Below are 23845 nucleotides of genomic sequence, written 5' to 3' on the forward strand. Positions count from 1 at the left end.
GCATCAAGCGTGTAGTTGAGCAATGCGTTGCCGTTGCCGTCGGTGACACCTTTCAGGAACAGCTCGCCCTTGGCATCGAGGATGCGCAATTCCACGTTCTTGATCGGCTCGCCGCTCTGCAACGAGGCGGTGTGCACGAACAGCTTGTCCTTGTAGGCACGCGTGTGCAGGCCAATGTCGCTGACGGTGAAGAATGCGGTATCGAATTCGTTTTCGAAACTGCCGGCGCGCTTCATCACCGCGAAGTACAGGCCCGGCTCCTGCAGCTCCTTGATGTCCTGCGTGGGCAGGTAGGTCAGCACACGCTCGTTCTGCTTGCCGCCCAAAATAAAACGGTTGACGTAGACCGGGTCGGCCAGCTTGGACAGCGGCTCGTTGCCGCTGTACTCGCTTTCAAGATCCCAGCTGCCGCGGCGACCGCCGCGCTGGAACTGCTGGAAGAACGCCGGCAGCGACTTCTCGCGCACGCGCAGGAACTCCACGTCCACTTCCGGCACGTTGACCGACACCACCGGCAGGCCGCGGCTTTCGCGCGCCGGCAACACGCTGCCTTGCGAAGCGAACCCGGCCACAGGCTTGAGTTCGCCGGTGTAGACCTTCTGCTTGAGCGGCTTGCCCAGACGGCTGCCGTCGGCGGCCAGCAAATTGGCGTCGATCAGCACCGTGTAGTCCTTGGCGGCCTCCACATACGGGTAGCGCAGCGTCTTGCCGTCCTCGGACAGCGACCAGCTGCTGTCGCCGGTACCGACCTTTTCTTCGAAGCGCACCAGCGCATCGAAATCCTGCGTGCCCACCAACGGCCGCGAGAATTCCAGCGCCAGCGACAGCCCATCGCTGGTCTGGTCGGGATAGGCACGCGCCAGCGCGAAGCCGGTAATGGCCTGCTTGTCGGCCTTGATCGCCTCGCCGCTGGCGGCAGGCAACTGACCGCTTTCGTTGCGCTTGCAGGCCACCGCGCCAATCGTCACCGTGAGCAATACCACCCACAGCAACATGCGCCGCGTGCCCGACGCCCTCATCCCTGATTCCCGGCTGTCCATTCGTGCTATCCCATGACTGAGACGACCAGTATAGCGACGCACCCGCACGCGCTGCGCGGCGCATGGGCATCACCCCCGTGGCGCTGCGCGCCATGTGTCTTGCAGTGGCCTCGGGCAAGGACTCCTGGCGCCTGCTGGATCGGCTGCGCGTAGGCAAGCTGGAGACTGGATGCGCCTGTGCTGGGCTGGCGGGGATGTCCTCAACCGCCCCTCATCCGCCCTTCGGGCACCTTCTCCCGCACGCGGGAGAAGGAGTTCCGGGGCTGGATGGACTAGGTCTCGGCCGCCAGCGTGATGCTTGGCACTGCGCGTTGGGTCGCCGTACGCACGCAAGCGACGTACATACCTGTTCGTTGGCTCGCCTGCCTCGTATCCGCGGAGCTGTTTCGACACTTGCGCGGTGCTAGCACCACCAAGAAGCTCGTCGATACCCCCTCTCCCGCTGGTGGGAAAAGTGCCCGAGGATAGATGAGGGGCGGCTCACGCCATTACGAATCGCTCGCCAACCCTGCCATCAACACCATGAAGCAAAAGACGTTCCTTCTCCCGTAGACGGGAGAAGGTGCCCGAAGGGCGGACGAGGGACGGCTCACGCCATTACGAATGCTCACACCAGCTGTGCCACCAACGCCATGAAGCACAAAACGTTCCTTCTCCCGTCGACGGGAGAAGGTGCCCGAAGGGCGGATGAGGGACGGTTCACGCCAATACGAGCGCGCACACCAGCCGTGCCACCAATGCCATGAAGCTCAAGCCGTTCCTTCTCCCGTCAGTGGGAGAAGGTGCCCGAAGGGCGGATGAGGGGCGGTTCACGCCGCCGCACCTAACCAATGACCGGACGGAGGACCAACAGCACCACCTACCCAAGCGCCTTGCTGGCAATGCCGCGGCACGCGGCTCAGCGCAGCAGCTGGCGCATGTACACCGCAATGAACGCCGGCTTGTCCAGACGCAGGCACGCCTGCACGTTCGGTATGCCTGGCCCTTCGCGGGTATAGCCCTGTGCATCGACATCCAGATGCAGCGGCGTGGTCGGGCACAGCGCCGGGCTCAGCAGCCAGGCGACGGGTACCGCGTCGAACACCGTCGGTGTGGCATTGGCCCAGGGCTGGTCGGTGTTGCGCCACTGGTAGTACAGCTGGGTGAGCGCATCGGTGAGTCCATCGCCATGCGCGAACAAGGCGATACGCTCGGGTTCTTCCAGCGTGATCTGCGTAGCATCCAGTGGCAGCAACACGATCGGCACGCCGGCCGCGAACACGCGTTGCGCCGCCGGCACATCGGAGAGGATGTTGTACTCCGGCGCCGGTGCGCTGGCCGGCCGATAGGCAGACTTGCCGTAACCCACACGCACCGAGCCGCCCATCGCCATGATGCGCTTGAGCTTGGCAAAGCCGGCCGGGTCGCGCTGCTGCGCCAACGCTACATCGGTCATCGGCCCCAGCACCAGCAAGGTGACCTTGCCCGGATGCCGGCGCGCCTGCTGCAGGATCATGGCCGCCGCATCCGGCAGCTTGCCGGGCAACTGTCCCTTGGCGGCCCAGCGCGCCTGGCTGAAGGCAATGGTGCTGGTCGTGCGTGCACCCACCGCCAACGGAATCTCGCTGCGCCCGGCCTGCTGCAACAAGCGCTGCAACAGCTGCGCACGCAACGTGGTGTCGCCCCATGCCGATGCGATGCCCAGCACCTGCAACTGCGGGCTGCGCAACAGCAACCCCAGCGCAAACGCATCGTCGATGTCGTCGCCGATATCGGTGGAAACCACCAGCAGCTCGGTGGCCGCGGGCGGTTGCGTGGCCCGCGCTGTCGTCGCCGCAGCCGCCTGCGCCTGCGCCACGGCAGCCGCACAGCACAACACAGCAATCAACCACGCATTTCGAATGATCCGCCGCATGCATTTACTCCTGCCGCCATAAAAAAACCGCCGGCATGCTAGCCGGCGGTTCGATGGTGCTACACCGCAACGCCGATCAGAAGTTGGCGCGGAACTGCGCGCCAACGATGCGCGGGTCGTTGATGAAGCCGGTGAGGTTGTTGAAGTCGATCGCGCCGGTCACGCGGATCTGGTTGGTGCAGTTGCGGCAGAACACCGACAACTCGTACGCACCCGCGCCCCAGTTGTAGCCGATCTTGGCGCCGCCTTCGACCAGCGGCTGGCCGGTGAACTCCTTGGAGTCGTACAGGAAGAAGTTCACTTCGCTGCGGTAGGACCAATCGGTGTAGAAGAACAGCTCGCCGTCGTTGCCCATCGGGATGCCGTAACGCAGCGTCGCGTTGGCCATCCACTTGGCCGCCTGCGGCAGGTCGTTGCCGTCGATCAGTGCGCGGCCCGCCGCATTGAGCGGGTCGGTCACGGTGCAGGTGCGGCACACGCCCACCGACAGGCTCGGGTCGTCGATGCGGGTCCAGTTGTAGGCGCCGCCGGCGGTGACGCGCAGGTTCTGGGTGATCAACGCTTCGAAGTCGAACTCGGCACCGCGCGCCTCGGTCTTGTCGGCGTTGAGCAGGCGCACGTCGTTGGACGCGCCGCCCACTGCGGTGAGCTGCTGGTTCTTGACGCGGAAATCGTAGATGTCGAAGCTCAGGCGTGCACGGTTGTCGAACAGATCCGACTTGATGCCGACCTCGAAGGAATCCACGGTCTCCGGCTCGGCCACGGTCAGCGGCGCGGTGCCCGAGGGCACGCCGAAACTGGCGCCGCGGAAACCGCGTGCCGCACGGGCATACACGTTGACGTCGTCGTTGATGGAGAACGTGGCAGCCAGGTCGCCGGTGACCTTGGAGTTATCGGTCTCGCCGCTGGACGGCTCCACCAGCGTGATGCGGTCCAGCGCCAGCACGTCGAAGGTCTTTTTGTCGTAGGTGTAGCGGATGCCGGCGCGCAGGTTCAGGCGGTCGGTGGCCGCGTAGTTCAGCGAGCCGAATGCCGCCCACGAGGTGTTGCGCTGGCGGGTCAGCTGGTAGCTGGCCAGGTCGCCGCCGCTGAAGGTGTTGTAGGTGTAGTTTTCGCCTTCCACATCGTCGTGGAAGTAGTAGAGGCCGGCCTGCCAGTTGAGCGGGCCCTCGTACTGCGATTCGGCACGCACTTCCTGGCTGTACTGGTCCAGGCTCTTGATGCCGCCGGCGGTTTCCACCGGGAACGGAATCACGCCCGGGCCGGACGGCGGTGCGAACACCGCGCCGAAGCCGCCGTCGATATCGCCGCGGCTGTAGTACTTGCCGATGCCCTCGTACGCGGTGATCGAGTGCAACGCAATGTCGCCCAGGTCCCAGGTCAGGTTGGCGCTGCCGCCATAGGTCTGCAGTTCCTGGGTGTTGGCGCCGTCGATGAAGGATTTTTCTTCGTCGAAGCCATCCACCAGCTGGTTGGTGCCAGGCTGGATGACGTTGGCGCGGAACAGCCGCGCGGTGCCGTCCAGATGGCGCGCATGCGCGTTGAACAACGCGCTGAAATCGTCGCTGGCCTGGTACAGCAGCTGCAGACGCACGGCCGAATCGGTATAGCCTTCCAGATCGCGGCCGTCGCGGTTTTCCACCCAATCGTCGCGGCGCTGGCCCAAGGTGGACAGACGCGCTGCCCAATGGTCGCCCATCGCGATGCTCAGGCCGCTTTCCAGGGTCATGGTGCCGTAGGTGCCGTACGACAGGCTGGCGTAGCCGTCGTTGGCGCCGATGGTCGGCTTGACCGAATTGAACTTGACCACGCCGGCCGGCGTATTGCGGCCGAACAGCGTGCCCTGCGGGCCGCGCAGCACTTCCAGGCCTTCCAGATCGAAGATCGGGAAGCCCTTCAAAAACGCGTTTTCCTGCACCACGTCGTCATAGATCAACGACACCGGCTGCGACGCGTAGGTGTTGAAGTCGGTGTTGCCGTAGCCGCGGATATACACGCGCGGAAACACACGGCCGTTGGACGATTCGATGTTGAGGCTCGGCGCCTTGCCGGCCAGCACGCGGATGTCCGAGCCGCTGGTGGAAATGGCATCGAGAAATTCCGGGCGCAGCACGCTGGCGGAAACCGGCACATCCTTGGAATCTTCCGAGCGACGCTCGACCGTCACCTTGACCGCATCCAGACGCACGACACCGTCGTCGCCGGGAGCCTGCTGCGCGGCAGCGTGGAGCGGGAGGAAAGACGCGACGGCAACGGCAAGCGCGCTGATCTTGAGCGACCGGCTGGCTGACATGGGAAGACTCCGAATTCTGGTGGCGGGGCGGCCTGGCCTGCATGCCGCGGTGCAACAGAATTAACACGATTTACACAAATATGGCAGAGCCCGTACGAAAAAGTTTCTATAATTCGAGTAAGCGTTCGAATTAATGCAGCACACCCGTGCAATTTGTGCGCCATGGCCGAGCCAGTCTCCCGAGTTGGATCAAGCGGCGTCTTCTGCATGGGGCTACCGGCGCCAACGACATCGGTCAGCGCGCGGTCGCCAGGCCTGCACGGCGGGCACTGGATCGCTCCGCAGGGAGGCCGGATGACCGGACGAACGGCAGACGTCGGGGATGCGATCCGGATGCCATCGCACGGCAACCCTGGTCTGAAGCCGGCTCGCAGCGCAGGCGGATCGCCGGCGGCGTTCATCACTGCCAAACCGGTGAGCCCCGGTTCTGTCAGTCAGGGGCCGATCACACCTGCGGCAACACATTGCCGCCTGTCCTGGCGATGCCAACCGCTGCCCAGGCAACGACGTATCGGGACACGAACACATGCAGCAAGTGAGCGCCCGGATCGGCAACGCGTGGCCGCCGCTCATTCACTCCGGCGCGGGCACCCGCACCCAACCCTCCATCAGCACCCGCGCACTGCGGCTCATCAACGCCTTGGTCACCTGCCACTGCCCATCGACCTGTGTTGCCTCGGCGCCCACGCGCAAGGTGCCGGACGGATGCCCGAAGCGCACCGCCGAGCGGGCCGCGCCGCCGGCCGCCAGGTTGACCAAGGTGCCCGGCACCGCCGCAGCGGTGCCAATCGCCACCGCTGCGGTGCCCATCATCGCGTGGTGCAACTTGCCCATCGACATCGCACGCACCAGCAGATCGATCTCGGCCGCATGCACCGGCTTGCCGCTGGACGCGGTGTAGTCGGCCGGCGGCGCCACGAAGGCCACCTTGGGCGTGTGTTGCCGCGTCGCGGCGTCCTCCACCCTCGCAATCAAGCCCATCCGCACCGCACCGTGTGCGCGCAGCGTTTCGAACATGGTCAACGCCCGCGGGTCGCCATTGATGGCCTCCTGCAACTCGGTGCCGGTGTAGCCCAGATCGCGCGCGTTGACGAAGATGGTCGGAATGCCCGCATTGATCAGCGTGGCATCCAGCGTGCCCAGCCCGGGAATCTCCAATCGATCGATGAGATTGCCGGTGGGGAACATCGCCCCACCCTCGCCTTCGGCGTCATCGGCCGGGTCGAGAAATTCCAGCTGCACTTCGGCCGCCGGAAAGGTCACGCCATCCAGTTCGAAGTCGCCGGTTTCCTGCACAAGCCCATCGGTCATCGGCACATGCGCCACGATCGTCTTGCCGATATTGGCCTGCCAGATCCTTACCATGGCCATGCCATCGCGCGGCACGCGTGTGGCATCAATCAATCCGCTGGCAATCGCAAACGGCCCCACCGCTGCGGAAAGGTTGCCGCAGTTGCCACTCCAATCCACGAACGCGCTATCGATGGACACCTGCCCGAACAGATAGTCCACATCGTGCCCGGCACGCGTACTGGCAGAGACGATCACACTCTTGCTGGTGCTCGAGGTCGCCCCGCCCATGCCATCGATCTGCTTGGCATACGGATCCGGGCTGCCGATCACCCGCAGCAACAGCGCATCACGTGCAGCGCCCGGCTGCTGCGCGGCCTCGGGCAGATCCTGCAGGCGGAAAAACACGCCCTTGCTGGTGCCGCCACGCATGTAGGTGGCGGGGATACGGAGTTGGGGGAAATGGGTCATGGGATTGGTCTATCTCAATTGAGCGTCAGTGCAGCAACAATGCGCCATCTGCGGCATTGCCGAAGGCTTTGCGCGTAAGCGTTGAGCCACTCAGGCGTCGTCGCGCATCCATGCTGGAATGTCGCGCTGCATCTGCAGTACACGCCAGATGACGACGTCTGCATCGCGTTCGATATAGAAAATCAAATAGGGAAACCCCTTGAGCGGCCACACGCGCAGATGCTGCAACTTCAGTAGTACCGCATGTCGGCTCGAACCGACTCCAGGGTGCCGCATCAGGGTTTTGACCGCCACTTCCAGCGCGTCGGTAAACGCCAGTTCCACTGCGAGCCCAGCCTGTTCGCCGTACCACGCAGCGGCTTCATCCACGTCACGCCGCGCCAACGGACGCCAGCGCGCCGGCTTCACTTGCCGGCAGCGCGTACCTGCGCGCGCTCACGCATGGCCTCAAAGAAATCCGGCTCCATCGCGACCGCCGGACCTGAGTTGGCTCCGTCCAGCAGCAGCCCACGCAGCTGTTCCACATCGCGTTGTTTGCGGATCAGTTCACGCAGGTATTCGCTGCTGGAACCGTAGGCATGCTCCAGCACCTGTTGATCGACGAACTGCTTGAGTTCGTCAGGCAAAGAGATGTTCATGGTGGCCATGCAGCCTCCCGATGGCAAAGATTGCCAAAGTGTGCGCGCCGGGCCGGGCGGGTGCAAGCGGGCGGCCTGAGGGCCTTGAGTACCAAGGGCATCAGGCAGCCGTGGCCTCCAGAAAATCCTGCGCAAACCGTTGCAACACACCACCGGCCTCGTAGATCGAGACTTCCTCTGCAGTATCCAGCCGGCACGTGACCGGCACCTGCAACTGCTCGCCGTTGCGCCGGTGGATCGAGAGTGTCAGCGTGGCCCCCGGCGTGCGCTGTCCGGTGACGTCGAAGGTTTCGCTACCATCGATGCCAAGTGTCTTGCGATCGGTGCCCGGCTTGAACTCCAGCGGCAACACGCCCATGCCGATCAGGTTGGTGCGGTGGATCCGTTCGAAGCCTTCCGCCACGATCACCTCCACACCGGCCAGACGCACGCCCTTGGCTGCCCAGTCGCGCGAGGAACCCTGCCCGTAATCGGCACCGGCAACGATGATCAACGGTTGCTTGCGGGTCATGTAGGTTTCGATGGCCTCCCACATGCGCATGACCTGCCCTTCCGGCTCCAGTCGCGCCAGCGAGCCTGCGGTGACCTGCCCATCAATCACGGCCATTTCGTTGATCAATTTGGGATTGGCGAAGGTGGCGCGCTGCGCGGTGAGATGGTCGCCGCGATGGGTGGCGTAGGAATTGAAATCCTCCTCGGGCACGCCCATGTGCGCGAGATACTCGCCAGCCGCACTGCCGGCCTGGATCGCATTGGATGGCGACAGATGATCGGTGGTGATGTTGTCGCCGAGCACGGCCAGCGGCCGCATGCCGTGCAGGGTGCGTGCCCCTGCCAATGCGCCCTCCCAATACGGCGGGCGGCGAATGTAGGTGCTGGTCGGGCGCCAGTCGTACAGCGGGCTCACGCTGATGCCCTGCCCACTGCTGCGCTGAAACATCGGGTCGTACACACGACGGAAGTGCTCCGGCTTGACGCTGCGCGCCACCACCGCGTCGATCTCCGCATCGCTCGGCCACAGATCCTTGAGCGTTACCGCCACGCCATCGGCATCGATGCCCAGCACGTCCTTTTCGATATCGAAGCGCACGGTTCCGGCGATTGCATAGGCGATCACCAACGGCGGCGAGGCGAGAAACGCCTGCTTGGCATACGGGTGGATGCGCCCGTCGAAATTGCGGTTGCCCGACAGCACCGCCGTGGCATACAGATCGCGGTCGATGATTTCCTGCTGGATGGTTGGGTCGAGCGCACCGCTCATGCCATTGCAGGTGGTGCAGGCGAACGCCACGATGCCGAAGCCCAGCTGTTCCAGTTCGCTCAATAAACCGGCATCTTCCAGGTACAGCTGCACCGCCTTGGAGCCCGGCGCCAGCGAACTCTTTACCCACGGCTTGCGGGTCAAGCCACGCGCGTTGGCATTGCGTGCCAGCAAGCCGGCCGCGATGACGTTGCGCGGGTTGGAGGTGTTGGTGCACGAGGTGATTGCCGCGATGATCACCGCGCCATCGGGCATCTGCCCCGGCACCTGGTCCCAAGCACCGGCAATGCCGCGCGCAGCCAGCTCGCTGGTGGCCACGCGCTTGTGCGGGTTGGAGGGCCCGGCCATGTTGCGCACCACGCTGGACAGATCGAACTGCAGCACGCGCTCATACTGTGCGGTGGCCAGATCGTCGGCCCACAGCCCGGTATGACGTGCATAGTTCTCCACCAATGCCACCTGCGCGTCGTCGCGACCGGTGAGCCGCAGGTAGTCGATGGTCTGCTGGTCGATGTAGAACATCGCCGCGGTCGCCCCGAATTCCGGCGTCATGTTGGAAATGGTGGCGCGGTCGCCGATGGTCAGCGCACTGGCGCCTGCACCATAGAATTCGAGATAGGCGCCCACCACGCGTTGCTGGCGCAGGAATTCGGTCAAGGCCAGCACGATATCGGTGGCAGTCGTTCCCGGTGCCGCCCGCCCGGTGAGTTCCACACCGATGATGTCCGGCAGGCGCATCCACGAGGCGCGACCCAACATCACGTTTTCTGCTTCCAGGCCGCCCACGCCCACTGCGATGACGCCCAGCGCATCCACATGCGGAGTGTGGCTATCGGTGCCCACGCAGGTATCCGGAAAGGCCACGCCGTCCAGCGTGTAGATCACCGGCGACATCTTCTCCAGGTTGATTTGATGCATGATCCCATTGCCCGGCGGAATTACTTCCATGTTTTCGAACGCGCGCTTGGTCCATTCGATGAAATGGAACCGATCGGCATTGCGACGGTCTTCCACGCCGCGGTTCTTGGCAAAGGCCTGCTTGTCGAAGCCGGCGTATTCAACCGCCAGCGAGTGATCGACGATCAGCTGCACCGGCACCACCGGGTTGACCTGCGCCGGATCGCCGCCCTGCTCGGCGATTGCATCACGCAGACCGGCAAGATCCACCAGGGCGGTCTGGCCCAGGATGTCGTGGCAGACCACACGCGCCGGAAACCACGGGAAATCCAGCTCGCGCTTGCGCTCGATCAATTGGCGCAGATACGCCTCCAGCTTCTGCGGCTCGGCGCGTCGCACCAGGTTTTCCGCGTGCACGCGTGCGGTGTACGGCAAGCCTGCATATGCACCGGGCTGCAACGCATCCACGGCGGCGCGTGCATCGAAGTAATCCAACGCGGTGCCCGGCAAGGGCTTGCGGTACTGGCTATTCATGGCTGGCGATATCACAAGGCGGGCGGGGTTTATTGCTGCTGCTGTTGCTGCTGCTGTTGCTGTTGCTGCTGCTGTTGCTGCTGCTGTTGCTGTTGCTGTTGCTGTTGCTGTTGCTGCTGTTGCTGTTGCTGTTGTCGCTGATGCTGCTCGTATTCCTGCTCACCACGTGCCACTCGCCACGCTCCCTTCTCCCGCAACGCGGGAGAAGGTGCCCGAAGGGCGGATGAGGGCCGCTCGCAAGTGGCACTTTTCAGACGCGCTGATCCAACGGCACAAACACCTGATCTTCCGGGCCGGTGTAATTGGCCGAGGGACGAATGATCTTGCCGTCCATGCGCTGCTCGATGATGTGCGCGCTCCACCCGGCAGTACGCGCCAGCACGAACAGCGGCGTAAACATCGCCGTCGGCACGCCCATCATGTGGTAGCTGACCGCACTGAACCAATCCAGGTTCGGAAACATTTTCTTGATGTCCCACATCACCGTCTCCAGGCGCTCGGCGATGTCGTACATCTTGCGGCTGCCCTGCTCGTCGGAGAGTTCGCGCGCCACGTCCTTGATCACCTTGTTGCGCGGATCGGACACGGTGTAGACCGGGTGCCCGAAGCCGATCACCACTTCCTTGCGCTCCACACGTGCCTTGATGTCGGCCTCGGCTTCGTCTGGCGTGTCATAGCGCTTCTGCACCTCGAAGGCCACCTCGTTGGCGCCGCCATGCTTGGGACCGCGCAACGCGCCGATACCACCAGCAATGGCGCTGTACATGTCGCTACCGGTACCGGCAATCACGCGGCTCGCAAACGTGGAGGCATTGAATTCGTGCTCGGCGTACAGGATCAGGCTGGTGTGCATTGCGCGCACCCACGAATCCTTCGGCGCAAAGCCATGCAGCAGGCGCAGGAAGTGCCCACCGACGGAGTCGTCGTCGGTCTCCACCTCGATGCGCTTGCCGTTGTGGCTGTAGTGATACCAGTACAGCAGCATCGAACCGAGCGAGGCCATCAACTTGTCGGCGATATCACGCGCACCGGGATGGTTGTGATCGTCCTTTTCCGGCTGCAGGCAGCCAAGCACCGACACACCGGTGCGCATCACATCCATCGGGTGCGCGGATGGCGGCAGCTGTTCCAGCGCGGTTTTCACTGCCGCCGGCACGCCGCGCAGCGAACGCAGCTTGGCCTTGTAGCCGCGCAGTTCGCCGTTGTTGGGCAGCTTGCCGTGCACCAGCAGATAGGCAATTTCCTCAAACTCGCTGGTGGTGGCCAGATCCAGGATGTCGTAGCCACGGTAATGCAGATCGTTGCCGCTGCGGCCCACCGTGCACAGCGCGGTGTTGCCTGCAGCAGTGCCGGACAGTGCGACGGATTTCTTCGGCTTGAAGCCGGGATTGACGGTGTCGTTCATGCGATGCGCTCCCAAACGGTGTCGTGTTGCGGTGTCACGGATGAAGTGGCCAAACCTGCACGCAGCAAGGCGCGATCATGCGCCTTTGCGTGCAAACAACGCGTCCAGGCGCTGCTCGTAGCCGTGGTAGCCGATGCGCTCGTACAGCTCTTCGCGCGTCTGCATGGTGTCCAGCACGGCCTGCTGATGGCCGTCGCGCCGAATCGCGGTATAGACCGCCTCGGCCGCCTTGTTGGCCGCACGGAATGCCGACAGCGGAAACAGCTGGATCGCCACACCGGCCTGCGCAAGCTGGTCGCGCGTGAACAGCGGCGTCTTGCCGAATTCGGTGATGTTGGCCAGCACCGGCACGCCCACTGCATCGACAAACCGCGTGTAGGTGTCCAGGTCGTACGCGGCTTCGGCAAAGATGCCGTCGGCGCCCGCGTCCACACAGGCGATGGCGCGCTCGATCGCTGCATCCACCCCTTCCATCTGGATGGCGTCGGTGCGTGCGATCAAGAAAAACGCCGGATCGGTCTTGGCATCGGCCGCCGCCTTGACCCGGTCGACCATCTCGCCCTGGCTGACGATCTCCTTACCCGGCCGATGCCCGCAACGCTTGGCGCCCACTTGGTCTTCGATATGGCAACCGGCCGCGCCGGCCTTGATCAGCGACTTGATGGTGCGCTCGATATTGAAGGCACTCGGCCCGAAGCCGGTATCCACATCCACCAGCAGCGGCAGTTCGCACACGTCGGTGATGCGGCGCACATCGATCAGTACGTCTTCCAATGTGTTGATCCCCAGGTCCGGCAGCCCCAGCGACCCCGCCGCCACGCCGCCGCCAGACAGGTAGATGGCCTGGTAGCCCGCACGCTGGGCCAGTAGCGCGTGGTTGGCATTGATCGCACCGATCACCTGCAGCGGCGACTCGGCAGCCAGCGCTGCGCGAAAGCGCGTGCCGGCAGAGGCTGGATAGGAGGACGTCATGACGGTTTCCAGGAGGAGAGGGTTAGCTGGTTCGCAAACGTCGTGCCAATCGCAAGTATTTGATTCTGCTACGAGCGGAAGACCTCGCCGTTGCAGTTTCGGAACTAATGGAACATCATGAAACATGACGAAACAGCTCGACTTCCCGCGCCGCCCCAGCATCTCCGATGCAGCGGGCATCTCTCTGCCGGTAATCTGGACCGTCAGCGTGTCCCGCCTGACCGGCCTGCTCGCCGACGTCATCCCCGAGTTCGACCAGCGCGCGCGCATCGAGCAGATCAACCTCGGCTTTGCCGAAGCGGTGGAGGTCATCGGCCAGCGACTGCGCCGCGAACGCTGCGACGCCCTGGTGGCCGGCGGCTCCAACGCCGCCTATCTGCGCAGCCGCCTGGCATTGCCGCTGGCGCCAATCCAGGCGAGCGGATTCGACCTGATGGAAGCGCTGGCGCGCGCGCGCCGCATTGCCCCGCGCATCGGCGTGGTGACCCATGCCAGCGACGTCCCGTCGTTCCATGCCTTCCAGACCAGTTTCGACCTGGACATCGAGCACCGCCGATTCGTCACTGCCGAGGACGCGCGCGATTGCATTGCCGACCTGCGCGCCGCCGGTATCCAGGTCATCGTGGGCACCGGTATGGCGATCGATTTCGCCGAACAGGCCGGGCTGCCAGGCGTGCTGCTGTATTCGGCAGGGTCGGTGCGTCAGGCGCTGGAGCAGGCCATCGCACTGGGCGCGGCATCCAGCCGGGAGCGGCCCGCCGCGCGTAGTCACTCAAGGCGCCCCCGACGTAGCGATGCGCTGCTTGGCGACGACGCCGCCATGGCGCAGGTGCGTGCCTTGGTGCAGCTGTATGCCCCGCATGCGGGCACCGTGTTGATCAGCGGCGAAACCGGCACCGGCAAGGAATTGGCCGCCCGACAATTGCATGCCGGCAGCCGTCGCCGCGGCCGTTTCGTGGCAATCAATTGCGCGGCCATCAGCGAATCGTTGTTGGAAGCAGAGCTGTTCGGCTACAGCGATGGCGCCTTCACCGGTGCCCGCCGCGGCGGCCACATCGGCCTGATCGAAGCCGCGCAGGATGGCACGCTGTTCCTCGACGAAATCGGCGAATTGCCCATGCCGTTGCAGACACGGCTCTTACGCGTATTGGAAGAACGCGAAGTGTTGCGCGTTGGCGCAACCCTGCCCGTCGCAATCGACGTGCGTGTGGTGGCCGCCAGCCTGCAGGCGCTGCACGCGCTGGTCGAGCAAGGACGATTCCGTCGCGACCTGTTCTACCGCCTGGCAGCGTTACGCATCGCGCTGCCCCCCTTGCGTCAGCGCCCCGACGACATCGCACTGCTGCTGGCGCATTACTTCCAGCAACTTGGCAATATCGCCTCGCCGCTGTCGGAGGCTGCATTGCAACGACTGCAACTGCACACCTGGCCCGGCAACGTGCGCGAGCTGCGCAACCTGGTCGAACGCCTGTGCATCCACTGGAAGGCGCAGGCGCACGAGAGCCTGAGCCTTGAGCAACTGCAGTGGTGGGCACCGGAACTGTTCGACACACAGATCGGCAATACCGCAGCGGCATCCGCACGCGGCGACCTGGCGGCGTCCCGCCTGCAGCTCACCGCTGCAGCCGTCCGCGCAGCGCTCGATCACGCAAACGGCAATCGCGCCCTCGCCGCACAGGCGCTCGGCGTTTCGCGCACGACGCTGTGGCGCTGGATGCAGACGCAAGCTACCTAGAGAACTGGCGCGACGACCGTACGGCGATTTGCCCCAGGCGCGCGGAGGCTCACTTGACCCGTGTGTACTCGGTATCGCCGGTGCTCAAACGACCGCTCGCCTCGTCGATCGCATAGTTGACCGTGCCACTGCCACTGGACACCTGCAGCACCCCCTTGGTCAACAACGCCGGGTAATTTCGGGTTTTGACCCCATTGCCGAACATCTCCGGCGAGGTGTCGCGGATGATGAAGCTCTCGCCGTTGTGCTCGATGCTCAGCACATTCTTCTGCGACTTCACATTGACCCACTTGCCAACGTACTGCTCGCCAACATCGCGCGCGCAGCCGGCTAGCAGCGCCATCGCAATCAGGGCACTTCCAAGCAGTGCTTTCATCGCCAGACCTTCTTCAACGCGGGGGGGTCTCCCAGGATGGCAAGTCCTTGTTGGGCCCGCAACAAGCAGGCACAAGCGACGAGACAGACCATCTGGAAAGCACGGTCACGGGGGGCGCAGGCTCGACTCTCCGGTCACTAACGGACATGCACGTGTCACCGATGACGTCTCGCGCTCTGCTGCGTCCTGGAGCCTTCCGCATGGAACGCAAGACACAAAAAAACCGGCACATGGCCGGCTTTTTTTTCGCGTCGAATCCCGTGGAGTGCAGGATTTCGATGGTGGGCGGTACAGGGTTCGAACCTGTGACCCTTGCCGTGTGAAGGCAATGCTCTACCGCTGAGCTAACCGCCCGGTGACGCGAGCCGAACATTATAGGGCAGCTGCGGCAATCGTCAACAGGTTGATCCGCGACGGCGATGACCTGGTCGAAAACGTCCCGATCCAATGACTGGGCGCGGCGTGCCGACGGTCTGGCGGCGCCATGGCGATAAATCGATTCGGCGCCATTCAAACGCCCGCTACGCCCTTGGACGACCCGTTTCCAATACGACGGCAATCACCCGTGCAACCGCACCGCACTACCTCACATCGTATGCGTCGGTTTGTCCGAGGTCGTCAGGCCTGCCAGCAGGGTCTCGATCTTGTTGCGCACTGCCTCACCTTCCGGGCCGTCCGGGAACTGCACGCCGATGCCGGCGGCGCGGTTGCCCTGGGCGCCGGCCGGCGTGGTCCAGATCACCTTGCCGGCCACCGGCAGGCGCTCGCTGGAATCGGGCAGGGTCAGCAGCAGGAAGACTTCGTCGCCCAGCATGTAGCGCTTGGGGGTCGGCACGAAGATGCCGCCACCTTTCACGAACGGCATGTAGGCGCTGTAGAGCGCCGGCTTGTCTTTCAATGCCAGCGACAAAATGCCCTGGCGTGCATTCATTGCACTCATCGAGTTCCCCTAGAACGTGGCTGGCGCTCTCCCTCGCGCCAGGCCAGCAACAATTCCGTCACTGCCAGGTCGGCGCGGACGGTGGTGCGCAGCAGGTCGCGGGTGCGGTTGGCGGCGTCGAACCAGGTCGCCAGCTTGTGCAACCGCGATGGATCGGTCAAGCCGGCCGAGGCCTGCGCCAATGCCAGATCGGCAGCATGGCGCAGGCGCTGGTCGGCCTGGCCGTCGTTGGTCCAGCGCTGCGCGACATCGACTGCGCCGGCGCGGCCGCTGGCGATCTGCTCCAGGTCCTGCGCCACCGCACGCCGCACCGCCAGGCCGTCTTCGCGCAGCCATTGCGCGGCAAGGCCGGGATGGCCGCGGGCGGCGTCCAGGGCCTCCTGCGCAGCGCGCTCGCTGACGCCTTGCGACAGCAACCAGACCAATGCCTCGTGCGCGGGCGGCAATTTGAATTCCAGGCGCTGGCAGCGGCTGCGGATGGTCGCCGGCAACCGCGCCGGCTGGGCACTGATCAACCACAGGTAGCGGCCGGGCGATGGTTCTTCCAGCGTCTTGAGCAAGGCGTTGCAGGCGGCGCGATTGATTGCATCGGCCGGGTCGACGATCACCACCTGGGCGATGCCGTACTGCGGTGTGAGCGAGAGCTTTTGCGAAATCTCGCGCACCTGCTCGATGACGATCTCGGTACGCAGCTTGTCGCCGGTACGGTTGGGAATGAAGGACACCAACTGCAGGTCGGGGTGGGTGCCGGCGGCGATCAACTGCCGCGTGCGCTGCGCCAGTGCCGGGTCCGGCGAGCTGGCCAGCACGTGCTCGGCCAGGGCCAGGGCGACCGCGCGCTTGCCCAGCCCTTCCGGCCCGCAGATCAGCACCCCGTGCCCGAGCCGTCCGGCATCCAGTGCGGCCACGGTCTGGTCGAAGGCACGTTGCTGCCAGGGCGAAAATGCGGCGGTCATGGCGTGGGCTCCGTCTGCGGCGCGCTCGGCAGGCGGCGGCGCTGCAGGTAGCGCGCCACTGCCGCGTTATGGTCGGCCAGCGTGGCCGAGAATGCGTGCGCGCCGGTGCCATCGCCGACGGCCACGAAATACAGCGCCTCACCGGGCGCCGGCTGCACCGCCGCCAGCAGCGCCTCGCGGCCCGGCATGGCGATCGGCGTCGGCGTCAGGCCGGTGCGCGTATAGGTGTTGTACGGCGTGTCGGTGGTCAGGTCGCGGCGGCGGATATTGCCGTCGTAGCTGCTGCCGATGCCGTAGATCACGGTCGGGTCGGTCTGCAGCTTCATGCCCAGCTGCAGGCGGCGCAGGAACACTCCTGCGATCAGCGGCCGCTCGGAACCCAGGGCGGTTTCCTTTTCGATAATCGATGCCAGGATCAATGCCTGTTCCGGCGAGCTAAGCGGCAGGTTCGGGGCGCGCTGTTCCCAGGCCTGCGCCAATGCCTTGTCCATGGCCGCGTGCGCGCGCTTGAGCACGTCGAGGTCGCTATCGCCGCGCTGATACACATAGGTTTCCGGCAGGAATCGCCCTTCCGGATGCTGCTTGGCAAATCCCAGCCGCGCCATCAGCGCCGCATCGTCCAGCGCGTCGATGGAGTGCTGCAGCGGCGTGGCGGTGGCGAGTGCGGCGCGGAGCTGCCGGAAATTCCAGCCCTCCACGATCGTGAAACGGTACTGGATCACACGCCCCTGGCGCATGCGCGTCAGCACCTCGCGTGGCGACAGTGCCGGCGCCAATGCGTACTCGCCCACCTTGAGCTTGCCGGCGGCATCCACCTGGCGCGCGAGCAGCTGCCATTCCAGATCGGTGCCCTGCTCCAGGCCGGCTGCGCGCAATTTGCGCAGCGTGACCTTGAGCGAATCGCCGGGCGCAATCACCACACTGGGCGCGCTCGCAGGCACGGGGGTATCGGCGAAGTGCAGGTAATGCCGCCACGCCACCACCGCGGCAATCGCCAGCAGCGCTGCGAGCAGCAATGCCGTGCCCAGCACGGCCAGACATCCGCGTTTGCCAGTCACCGCCACACCCACCTCGTCATTGCCCCAGCGCCGCGCAGGATACCGCGCGCCGGTGATGTCCCGTTGAAGCGCTCATGTCTGCTCGATCGCGCGCAACACGCCACGCGCCTTGGCGCGGGTTTCGTCCAGCTCGCGCTGCGGGTCCGAGTCCACCACGATCCCGGCGCCAGTGCGGAAACGCACCTGCTCGCCGGCCACCTCGGCCGTGCGGATCAGGATATTCAGATCCATATCACCATCGCGATTGAGCCAGCCGAACGCACCGGTGTAGGCGCCGCGCGCGGTCTGTTCGAGCTCGGCAATGATCTGCATGCAGCGCACCTTGGGGCAACCGGTGATCGTGCCGCCGGGAAACACCGCCGCGATCACCGCGCCCGGAGTCACCCCGGCGCGCAGGCGGCCACGCACGTTGCTGACGATGTGGTGCACGTGCGCGTAGCTCTCCACGGCCATCAGCTCGTCCACTTCCACCGTGCCGGGCGCGCAGATGCGGCCCAGGTCATTGCGCTCCAGATCGATCAGCATCACGTGCTCGGCACGCTCCTTGGGATGCCCGACCAGTTCACGGATCCGCGCCGCGTCGTCGTCGCCGGCAAAGCGCGCGCGAGTACCGGCGATCGGGCGGGTCTGCACCGCATCGCCCTGCACCGACACCAACCGCTCGGGCGAGGAGCTCACCACCGCGCGCCCGGCCGCCACGAACAGGCCGGCAAACGGCGCAGGATTGGCCGCGCGCAGGCGCACATGCAGCGCGGCCGGGTCGACTAAGTTGGCGAATGTGGCCTGCCAGGCACGCGAGATATTGGCCTGGAACACATCGCCGGCCCGCAGGTAATCCAGCACCCGCTGCACCGCGTCGGTGAACCGCTCGGGTGCGTCCTCGTCCACTACCACCGGCCCAACCCACGCAGGCAACGGCGGCAATGCGGCGCAGGCGGCGATATCGTCAACGATCTGCTGCAGCAAGTCCTCACGCCCCGGCTCGGCCAGCGCAACGCAACGCCCTTCCACGCGGTCGCGCAGCACTGCCGCCGGCGCGCGCAACGCCAGCGCAGTCGGCATGCCATCACCGCGGGCGGGCAGCTGCAGAATCGGCTCGACCTGCGCGGCCAGTTCGTAATCCAGTAGCACCGCCCAGCCGCCGCGAAACGGCCACGGGCTGGTCGTATCGTACGGCACGCGCTCGGCCTGCCAGGCGGCATCCAGCGCGTCCAGAAATGTGCTTTCGAGCACCCGGCCATCGCCATCGCGGGTGCGCCCATCGCCGTCCAACCGCAGGCTTGCGCCCTCTGCCAGCAGCAGCACATCCCAGCGCCCGTGGGCGGTTCCGGAAGCGGTGGATTCGAGCAGGGCCGGATAGCGTTGCGGTGCCAGCCGATGCAGCGCCAGCAGGTCGATGTCCGCATGCAGTGATCGGGTGAGCGTCATCGGTCCGGCGTGGCGTGAGGTGCAGACGCGGGCCGCTGCGGTAAACGCAGCGTCCGCGATGAGATGGATCGGCTGTCAATCGGAAACGTCGGCAGCGACTGCCGCGCGGACGCACCACGCGCAGCAGCTGAGGCACCACACACCGTTTTCAGCGAAGAAAACGGCGCATCGACTCAGACGCGCTTGAACACCAGCGTGCCGTTGGTGCCGCCAAAGCCGAAGCCGTTGGACATCACCGCATCCACCTGCACCTCGCGCGCCATGTTGGGTACGTAATCCAGGTCGCAGCCTTCGCTGGGCTCTTCCAGGTTGATGGTCGGCGGAATGATGCCGGTGTGCAGCGCCATCACCGAGAAGATCGCTTCCACGCCGCCGGCCGCGCCGAGCAGGTGTCCGGTCATCGACTTGGTCGAGCTCACCATGGTCTTGTAGGCGTGATCGCCCAGCGCGCGCTTCATCGCCAGGGTTTCGGCCAGATCGCCCAGCGGCGTGGAGGTACCGTGCGCATTGAGGTAGCCGATCTGCTCGGGATTGAGCTTGGCATCGCGCATGGCGGCGAGCATGCTGCGCGCCGCGCCTTCGCCGTCTTCGCTGGGGGCAGTCATGTGGAACGCATCCGAACTGGCACCGAAACCGACCAGCTCCGCATAGATGCGTGCGCCACGCGCCTTGGCGTGTTCGTACTCTTCCAGCACCAGCACGCCGGCACCGTCGCCCAGCACGAAGCCGTCGCGCTGCTTGTCCCACGGGCGCGAGGCCGCAGCGGGATCGTCGTTGCGGGTGGACATCGCCTTCATGGCGCAGAAACCGCCGACCGAACTCGGCGAGGAGCCGCGCTCGGCGCCGCCGGCCAGCATCACGTCGGCATCGCCGTACTGGATCATGCGCATTGCGGTGCCGATCGAGTGGTTGGACGTGGCGCACGCGGACACGGCCGAGAACGTCGGGCCCTTGAGGCCTTTGATCAGGCTGACCTGGCCCGGCAACATGTTGATGATGGTGCTGGGCACGTAGAACGGCGAAATCTTGCGCGCGCCGCCCTCATGGAATTTGATGGTCTGCTCTTCGATACCGAGCAGCCCGCCGATGCCGGAGCCGAGAATGGCACCAATGCGTTCGGCATTGCTTTCGTCGATTTCCAGCCCGGAATCGTCCAGCGCCATGAACGAGGCGCCGACACCGTAGTGGATGAACGAGTCCATCTTCTTGACGTCCTTGGCGGACACAAAAAGCGTGGGGTCGAAATTCTTGATTTCGCCGGCGATCTTGGTGGTGAACTGCGAGGCATCGATCTGCGTGATCGGGCCAATGCCGGAGCGCCCGTGGATGATTCCATCCCAGCTGCTGGCCAGATCATTGCCCAGCGGCGACACAATGCCCATGCCGGTAACGACAACACGACGACTCATTGCAGATCTCCTCACCACGGAACGAACGGTGCTTGCGGTTTGCGGGTGACGCCTAAAAACACAGGGCCGCATCAGCGGCCCCATGGAATGTCTGACGCAGCAGCGGCTTGACGCACGCCACCGCGGTCAGGAACAACGCATCAGCTCTTGACGTGAGCCTTGACGTAGTCGATCGCCTGCTGGACCGAGGTGATCTTCTCGGCCTCTTCGTCCGGGATCTCGCACTCGAACTCTTCTTCCAGCGCCATCACCAGCTCGACGGTGTCCAGCGAGTCGGCACCCAGGTCATCGACGAACGATGCGCTGGTGGTGACTTCCTCTTCCTTGACGCCGAGTTGTTCGACGACGATTTTCTTGACGCGTTCTTCGATGGTGCTCATTGGGGATATCGCTCCAGATGGAGTAGTGGTGGTACAAAAAAACGCCATCGGGCTGCGATGGCCGCGTTGGATAGTGTAGTGGAAGCGCCCGAGCCTTGCATTGCATCACAAGTCCCGGCCGATCAGCCACTTAGCGCCTCCCGGCGGCGCACGCTCACGGCATGTACATGCCGCCGTTGACGTGCAGGGTCTCGCCGGTGATATAGCGTGCGGTCGGGCCAGCCAGGAATGCCACCGCATTGGCGATGTCTTCCGGGGCGCCCAGGTGGCCCAGTGCGATCTGCTGCAGCAAGGCAGTCTTGGCCTCGTCCGGCAGCGCCTTGGTCATGTCGGTGTCGATGAAACCGGGCGCCACCACGTTGACGGTGACCCCGCGCGAGCCGATTTCCTTGGCCAGCGACTTGGAGAACGCAATGATGCCGGCCTTGGCCGCGGCGTAGTTGGTCTGGCCCGGATTGCCGGTCACCCCGACCACCGAGGCGATATTGACGATGCGGCCCTTGCGCGCCTTCATCATGCCGCGCATCACCGCCTTGGAGGTGCGGAACACGCTGGTCAGGTTGGTGTCGATGATCGCCTGCCAGTCGTCGTCCTTCATGCGCATCAACAGGTTGTCGCGGGTGATGCCGGCGTTGTTGACCAGGATCGAGATTGCACCGAATTCCTTGCCGATCGCATCGATCAGGCCATCGACTGCGGCTGCATCGGTGACGTTGAGTTCGCGACCGTGCCCGCCGTGGGCGGCCAGGCGCTCGCCGATCGCCGCAGCGCCGGAGGCCGACGTGGCGGTGCCGATGACGGTGGCGCCCTGGGCGGCCAGCGTGTCGGCAATGGCCGCGCCGATCCCGCGGCTGGCACCGGTGACGAGGGCGATTTCGCCCTGCAGAGGCTTGCTCATGAATGCTGTTCCTCGAAGGGGGACGTCGCGACCGTGGCCGCGAACGTCGAGGGAGGCCGGCACGACCGGCATATGCAGTGGATCAGTGCACCCACGCGTCGAGCGCGCCGGCATAGTCGGCCGGCGTGGCCAGCGGGCGCGCGTCCAGGCTCTTGTCGATGCGCTTGATCAGCCCGCTCAACACCTTGCCCGGGCCGCATTCGGCAATCCGCGTGATGCCCTGCGAAGCCAGCGCCTGCACGCACCCGGTCCATTGCACCGGCAGGTACAGCTGCTCGGCCAGCGCCTGGCGGATCGCGGCGCTACCCTCGTGCACACGCGCATCGACGTTCTGCACCACCGGGATCTGCGGCGCCTGCCAGCTCAGCCCGGCCATCGCTTCAGCCAGCTGATTGGCGGCATCGCGCATCAGCGGGGTATGCGAGGGCACGCTCACCGCCAGCTTGACTGCCTTGCGCACGCCGCGCTCGGCCAGCAAGGCCAGGGCGTGGTCCACTGCAGCGGCATCGCCACCAATCACGATCTGACCGGGCGAATTAAAATTGGCCGGCACCACCACCTGGCTGCCTGCCGCTTCGGCGCAGACCTCTAGCACCAGCGCGTCGTCGGCACCCAGCACCGCCGCCATCGCACCAACACCGGCCGGCGCGGCGGCCTGCATGAACTGGCCGCGCAGCCGCACCAGGTGCGCGCCGTCATGCAGCGACAAGGCGCCGGAGGCGACCAGGGCGGTGTATTCGCCCAGGCTGTGCCCGGCCAGCAGCGCCGGGCGCTGCCCGCGCTGGGCGGTCCACAACCGCCACACCGCCACGCCAGCGGCCAGCAAGGCCGGCTGGGTGTACTCGGTGCGGTTGAGCATCTCTTCCGGGCCGCCCTGGGACAGGGCCCACAGATCGACACCGGCGCCTTCAGAGGCTTCGGCAAACGTGTCACGGATCTGCGGATGCAGTTCGGCCAGTTCGGCCAGCATCCCTAAGGACTGCGAGCCCTGGCCGGGAAACACGAAGGCGAGAGTGGATTCGGTCACGCGCTGCTGCCTGCAAAAATCGAGCCGGGATGATACGTGCGAAATCGGCCTGGCGTCTGTACTGCCGCGTATGCAAGCCGGCACCGACGCAGCGGCCGGCACGCTTACAGCAAGGCTTCGAGCAGGTCCATTTCGCCGTCGGCAAACCAGTCCACGCACAGCACCAGCACCAACACCACGCCGAAGGCACTGGCCGCATGGATGGCCTGGATCGCCCGCCCCAGCGCGCTTGCCGAGCGGCCCAGCCTGCGCGCCACCTGCGCAACACGCCGCAGGCGCCCGGTGACCGTATGCGCATGCTCGACCACCGCCGGGCCGGCGGTATCGAAGGCACGCGCCAGCAGGCGCTGCAGCACCTCGCGCCGGCCACGGTAGTACTTGGCCACGCCATAGCCGAACACCAGCCAGTCGCGCGCCTGGGCCTGCGCCAGGTCCATCACTTCCAGTGGATCTTCTTCGAAATCGATAAAACCGACCGACTGGCCATCGAAGGTCATGTTGCGTGGCAATGGCTGCCCGAAATAGGCGCCATGACCATGCGCATGGACCATGGCCGACACCGCCAGCGCCACCAGGCGGTCACGCTCGGACACGTCGGCTTCGCGCAGGCAGGTGGCAAACGAGCGGCCGTTGTCGCTCAGGATCAGGGCCGCCTGCCCGCAGCCGACCACGCGCGGCACATTGACCGACTGCGCATGCAGCTCGCCGAGCCGGCGCGCTTCGAGGTCGCGCGCGGCGTCGCCGCCACGGTGCGGCGGTGGACGCAGTGCATCCAGGCCCCAGCGGCGTGCGACAAAGTTGAGTGCGCCTAGCGAGACCGCCCGATCGCTGCGGCGGTACTGCTTGAGCCAGACACGCTGGCCGGCGATGACGATCGGTTCTGCCATGACGGCCCGTCCTTCGACGCAGTCAAACCCAGCCGGCGGACGCGGCCGGGCCTGCG

General features: G+C 65.3%; 20 protein-coding genes, 1 tRNA gene and 1 pseudogene. 2 read left to right on the forward strand and 20 right to left on the reverse strand.

The window, feature by feature from the left end; all coding sequences use genetic code 11:
- The 7 genes and pseudogenes from OZ10_RS08675 to acnD all read right to left on the reverse strand — a co-directional run.
- Window positions 1–995, reverse strand: a pseudogene (locus OZ10_RS08675) (alpha-2-macroglobulin family protein); the annotation flags it as partial.
- A gap of 943 nt (window positions 996–1938) precedes the next feature.
- Window positions 1939–2934 (reverse strand): nucleoside hydrolase, encoded by a 996-nt coding sequence (locus OZ10_RS08680; RefSeq protein ID WP_052209997.1) that lies wholly within the window; start codon window positions 2932–2934, stop codon window positions 1939–1941.
- Between the two features lie 76 nt (window positions 2935–3010).
- A complete protein-coding gene (locus tag OZ10_RS08685; RefSeq protein ID WP_039564544.1) occupies window positions 3011–5227 on the reverse strand; it encodes a TonB-dependent receptor in 2217 nt (738 codons plus the stop codon).
- 573 nt (window positions 5228–5800) lie between these two features.
- Window positions 5801–6988, reverse strand: coding sequence for a 2-methylaconitate cis-trans isomerase PrpF (prpF, locus tag OZ10_RS08690; protein WP_039564546.1), 1188 nt, complete (start codon window positions 6986–6988; stop codon window positions 5801–5803).
- Between the two features lie 90 nt (window positions 6989–7078).
- On the reverse strand, window positions 7079–7396 hold the full coding sequence (locus OZ10_RS08695) for a type II toxin-antitoxin system RelE/ParE family toxin (protein ID WP_039564547.1): 318 nt from the start codon (window positions 7394–7396) through the stop codon (window positions 7079–7081).
- Window positions 7393–7635, reverse strand: coding sequence for a type II toxin-antitoxin system ParD family antitoxin (locus OZ10_RS08700; RefSeq protein ID WP_039564548.1), 243 nt, complete (start codon window positions 7633–7635; stop codon window positions 7393–7395). The genes OZ10_RS08695 and OZ10_RS08700 overlap by 4 nt, the downstream gene beginning before the upstream one ends.
- A gap of 91 nt (window positions 7636–7726) precedes the next feature.
- Window positions 7727–10318, reverse strand: coding sequence for a Fe/S-dependent 2-methylisocitrate dehydratase AcnD (acnD, locus tag OZ10_RS08705; protein ID WP_039564549.1), 2592 nt, complete (start codon window positions 10316–10318; stop codon window positions 7727–7729).
- A gap of 32 nt (window positions 10319–10350) precedes the next feature.
- Between acnD and OZ10_RS22605 the strand changes: the two genes are divergently transcribed.
- Window positions 10351–10545, forward strand: a complete 195-nt coding sequence (locus OZ10_RS22605; RefSeq protein ID WP_052209998.1) for a hypothetical protein — start codon at window positions 10351–10353, stop codon at window positions 10543–10545.
- 23 nt (window positions 10546–10568) lie between these two features.
- Here the strand turns inward: OZ10_RS22605 and prpC are convergent, their stop codons facing one another.
- Window positions 10569–11723 carry a bifunctional 2-methylcitrate synthase/citrate synthase gene (gene prpC, locus OZ10_RS08715; protein ID WP_039564550.1) on the reverse strand — a complete coding sequence of 385 codons (1155 nt, stop codon included), beginning with the start codon at window positions 11721–11723 and terminating at the stop codon, window positions 10569–10571.
- 75 nt (window positions 11724–11798) lie between these two features.
- Entirely contained in the window at window positions 11799–12695 is an 897-nt protein-coding gene (gene prpB / locus OZ10_RS08720) for a methylisocitrate lyase (protein ID WP_039564552.1), read from the reverse strand.
- 124 nt (window positions 12696–12819) lie between these two features.
- Here prpB and prpR point away from each other — a divergent pair, with 124 nt between their 5' ends.
- Complete coding sequence (gene prpR / locus OZ10_RS08725) at window positions 12820–14430, forward strand: propionate catabolism operon regulatory protein PrpR (RefSeq protein ID WP_039564553.1); 1611 nt, start codon at window positions 12820–12822, stop codon at window positions 14428–14430.
- 49 nt (window positions 14431–14479) lie between these two features.
- On the opposite strand, the gene OZ10_RS08730 is transcribed toward prpR, so the two are convergent.
- The 11 genes from OZ10_RS08730 to OZ10_RS08780 all read right to left on the reverse strand — a co-directional run bounded on the left by OZ10_RS08730 (window position 14480) and on the right by OZ10_RS08780 (window position 23789).
- On the reverse strand, window positions 14480–14806 hold the full coding sequence (locus OZ10_RS08730) for a hypothetical protein (RefSeq protein ID WP_039404101.1): 327 nt from the start codon (window positions 14804–14806) through the stop codon (window positions 14480–14482).
- 279 nt (window positions 14807–15085) lie between these two features.
- Window positions 15086–15160 (reverse strand) — tRNA-Val (locus OZ10_RS08735).
- 232 nt (window positions 15161–15392) lie between these two features.
- Entirely contained in the window at window positions 15393–15746 is a 354-nt protein-coding gene (locus OZ10_RS08740) for a PilZ domain-containing protein (RefSeq protein WP_003483889.1), read from the reverse strand.
- Window positions 15743–16702 (reverse strand): DNA polymerase III subunit delta', encoded by a 960-nt coding sequence (locus OZ10_RS08745; RefSeq protein ID WP_039564555.1) that lies wholly within the window; start codon window positions 16700–16702, stop codon window positions 15743–15745. Before OZ10_RS08745 ends, OZ10_RS08740 begins: the two co-directional genes overlap by 4 nt.
- Complete coding sequence (gene mltG, locus OZ10_RS08750) at window positions 16699–17772, reverse strand: endolytic transglycosylase MltG (protein WP_039404093.1); 1074 nt, start codon at window positions 17770–17772, stop codon at window positions 16699–16701. Before mltG ends, OZ10_RS08745 begins: the two co-directional genes overlap by 4 nt.
- A gap of 60 nt (window positions 17773–17832) precedes the next feature.
- Complete coding sequence (locus OZ10_RS08755; RefSeq protein WP_039564556.1) at window positions 17833–19188, reverse strand: aminodeoxychorismate synthase component I; 1356 nt, start codon at window positions 19186–19188, stop codon at window positions 17833–17835.
- Between the two features lie 173 nt (window positions 19189–19361).
- Window positions 19362–20597, reverse strand: coding sequence for a beta-ketoacyl-ACP synthase II (fabF, locus tag OZ10_RS08760; RefSeq protein WP_039404089.1), 1236 nt, complete (start codon window positions 20595–20597; stop codon window positions 19362–19364).
- 140 nt (window positions 20598–20737) lie between these two features.
- The gene (gene acpP, locus OZ10_RS08765) at window positions 20738–20977 is read right to left on the reverse strand and encodes an acyl carrier protein (RefSeq protein ID WP_002814322.1); all 240 of its coding nucleotides are present in this window, start codon (window positions 20975–20977) and stop codon (window positions 20738–20740) included.
- A 154-nt stretch (window positions 20978–21131) separates the two neighbouring features.
- Window positions 21132–21875, reverse strand: a complete 744-nt coding sequence (fabG, locus tag OZ10_RS08770) for a 3-oxoacyl-ACP reductase FabG (protein WP_039404078.1) — start codon at window positions 21873–21875, stop codon at window positions 21132–21134.
- A gap of 82 nt (window positions 21876–21957) precedes the next feature.
- Window positions 21958–22902: an ACP S-malonyltransferase gene (gene fabD, locus OZ10_RS08775; RefSeq protein ID WP_039564557.1), complete on the reverse strand. Its 945-nt coding sequence runs from the start codon at window positions 22900–22902 to the stop codon at window positions 21958–21960.
- A 104-nt stretch (window positions 22903–23006) separates the two neighbouring features.
- Complete coding sequence (locus OZ10_RS08780; protein WP_039564558.1) at window positions 23007–23789, reverse strand: BUD32 family EKC/KEOPS complex subunit; 783 nt, start codon at window positions 23787–23789, stop codon at window positions 23007–23009.
- Window positions 23790–23845 lie beyond the last annotated feature (56 nt).

Source organism: Xanthomonas cannabis pv. cannabis, from assembly GCF_000802365.1.
GTDB classification, from domain to species: Bacteria; Pseudomonadota; Gammaproteobacteria; order Xanthomonadales; family Xanthomonadaceae; genus Xanthomonas; species Xanthomonas cannabis.

Coding starts and splice junctions, on each gene's coding strand:
- OZ10_RS08680 (WP_052209997.1), bottom strand. CDS start 2,934: ATGCGGCGGATCATTCGAAATGCGTGGTTGATTGCTGTGTTGTGCTGT.
- OZ10_RS08685 (WP_039564544.1), bottom strand. CDS start 5,227: ATGTCAGCCAGCCGGTCGCTCAAGATCAGCGCGCTTGCCGTTGCCGTC.
- prpF (WP_039564546.1), bottom strand. CDS start 6,988: ATGACCCATTTCCCCCAACTCCGTATCCCCGCCACCTACATGCGTGGC.
- OZ10_RS08700 (WP_039564548.1), bottom strand. CDS start 7,635: ATGGCCACCATGAACATCTCTTTGCCTGACGAACTCAAGCAGTTCGTC.
- acnD (WP_039564549.1), bottom strand. CDS start 10,318: ATGAATAGCCAGTACCGCAAGCCCTTGCCGGGCACCGCGTTGGATTAC.
- prpC (WP_039564550.1), bottom strand. CDS start 11,723: ATGAACGACACCGTCAATCCCGGCTTCAAGCCGAAGAAATCCGTCGCA.
- prpB (WP_039564552.1), bottom strand. CDS start 12,695: ATGACGTCCTCCTATCCAGCCTCTGCCGGCACGCGCTTTCGCGCAGCG.
- prpR (WP_039564553.1), top strand. CDS start 12,820: ATGACGAAACAGCTCGACTTCCCGCGCCGCCCCAGCATCTCCGATGCA.
- OZ10_RS08730 (WP_039404101.1), bottom strand. CDS start 14,806: ATGAAAGCACTGCTTGGAAGTGCCCTGATTGCGATGGCGCTGCTAGCC.
- OZ10_RS08740 (WP_003483889.1), bottom strand. CDS start 15,746: ATGAGTGCAATGAATGCACGCCAGGGCATTTTGTCGCTGGCATTGAAA.
- OZ10_RS08745 (WP_039564555.1), bottom strand. CDS start 16,702: ATGACCGCCGCATTTTCGCCCTGGCAGCAACGTGCCTTCGACCAGACC.
- OZ10_RS08755 (WP_039564556.1), bottom strand. CDS start 19,188: ATGACGCTCACCCGATCACTGCATGCGGACATCGACCTGCTGGCGCTG.
- fabF (WP_039404089.1), bottom strand. CDS start 20,597: ATGAGTCGTCGTGTTGTCGTTACCGGCATGGGCATTGTGTCGCCGCTG.
- acpP (WP_002814322.1), bottom strand. CDS start 20,977: ATGAGCACCATCGAAGAACGCGTCAAGAAAATCGTCGTCGAACAACTC.
- fabG (WP_039404078.1), bottom strand. CDS start 21,875: ATGAGCAAGCCTCTGCAGGGCGAAATCGCCCTCGTCACCGGTGCCAGC.
- OZ10_RS08780 (WP_039564558.1), bottom strand. CDS start 23,789: ATGGCAGAACCGATCGTCATCGCCGGCCAGCGTGTCTGGCTCAAGCAG.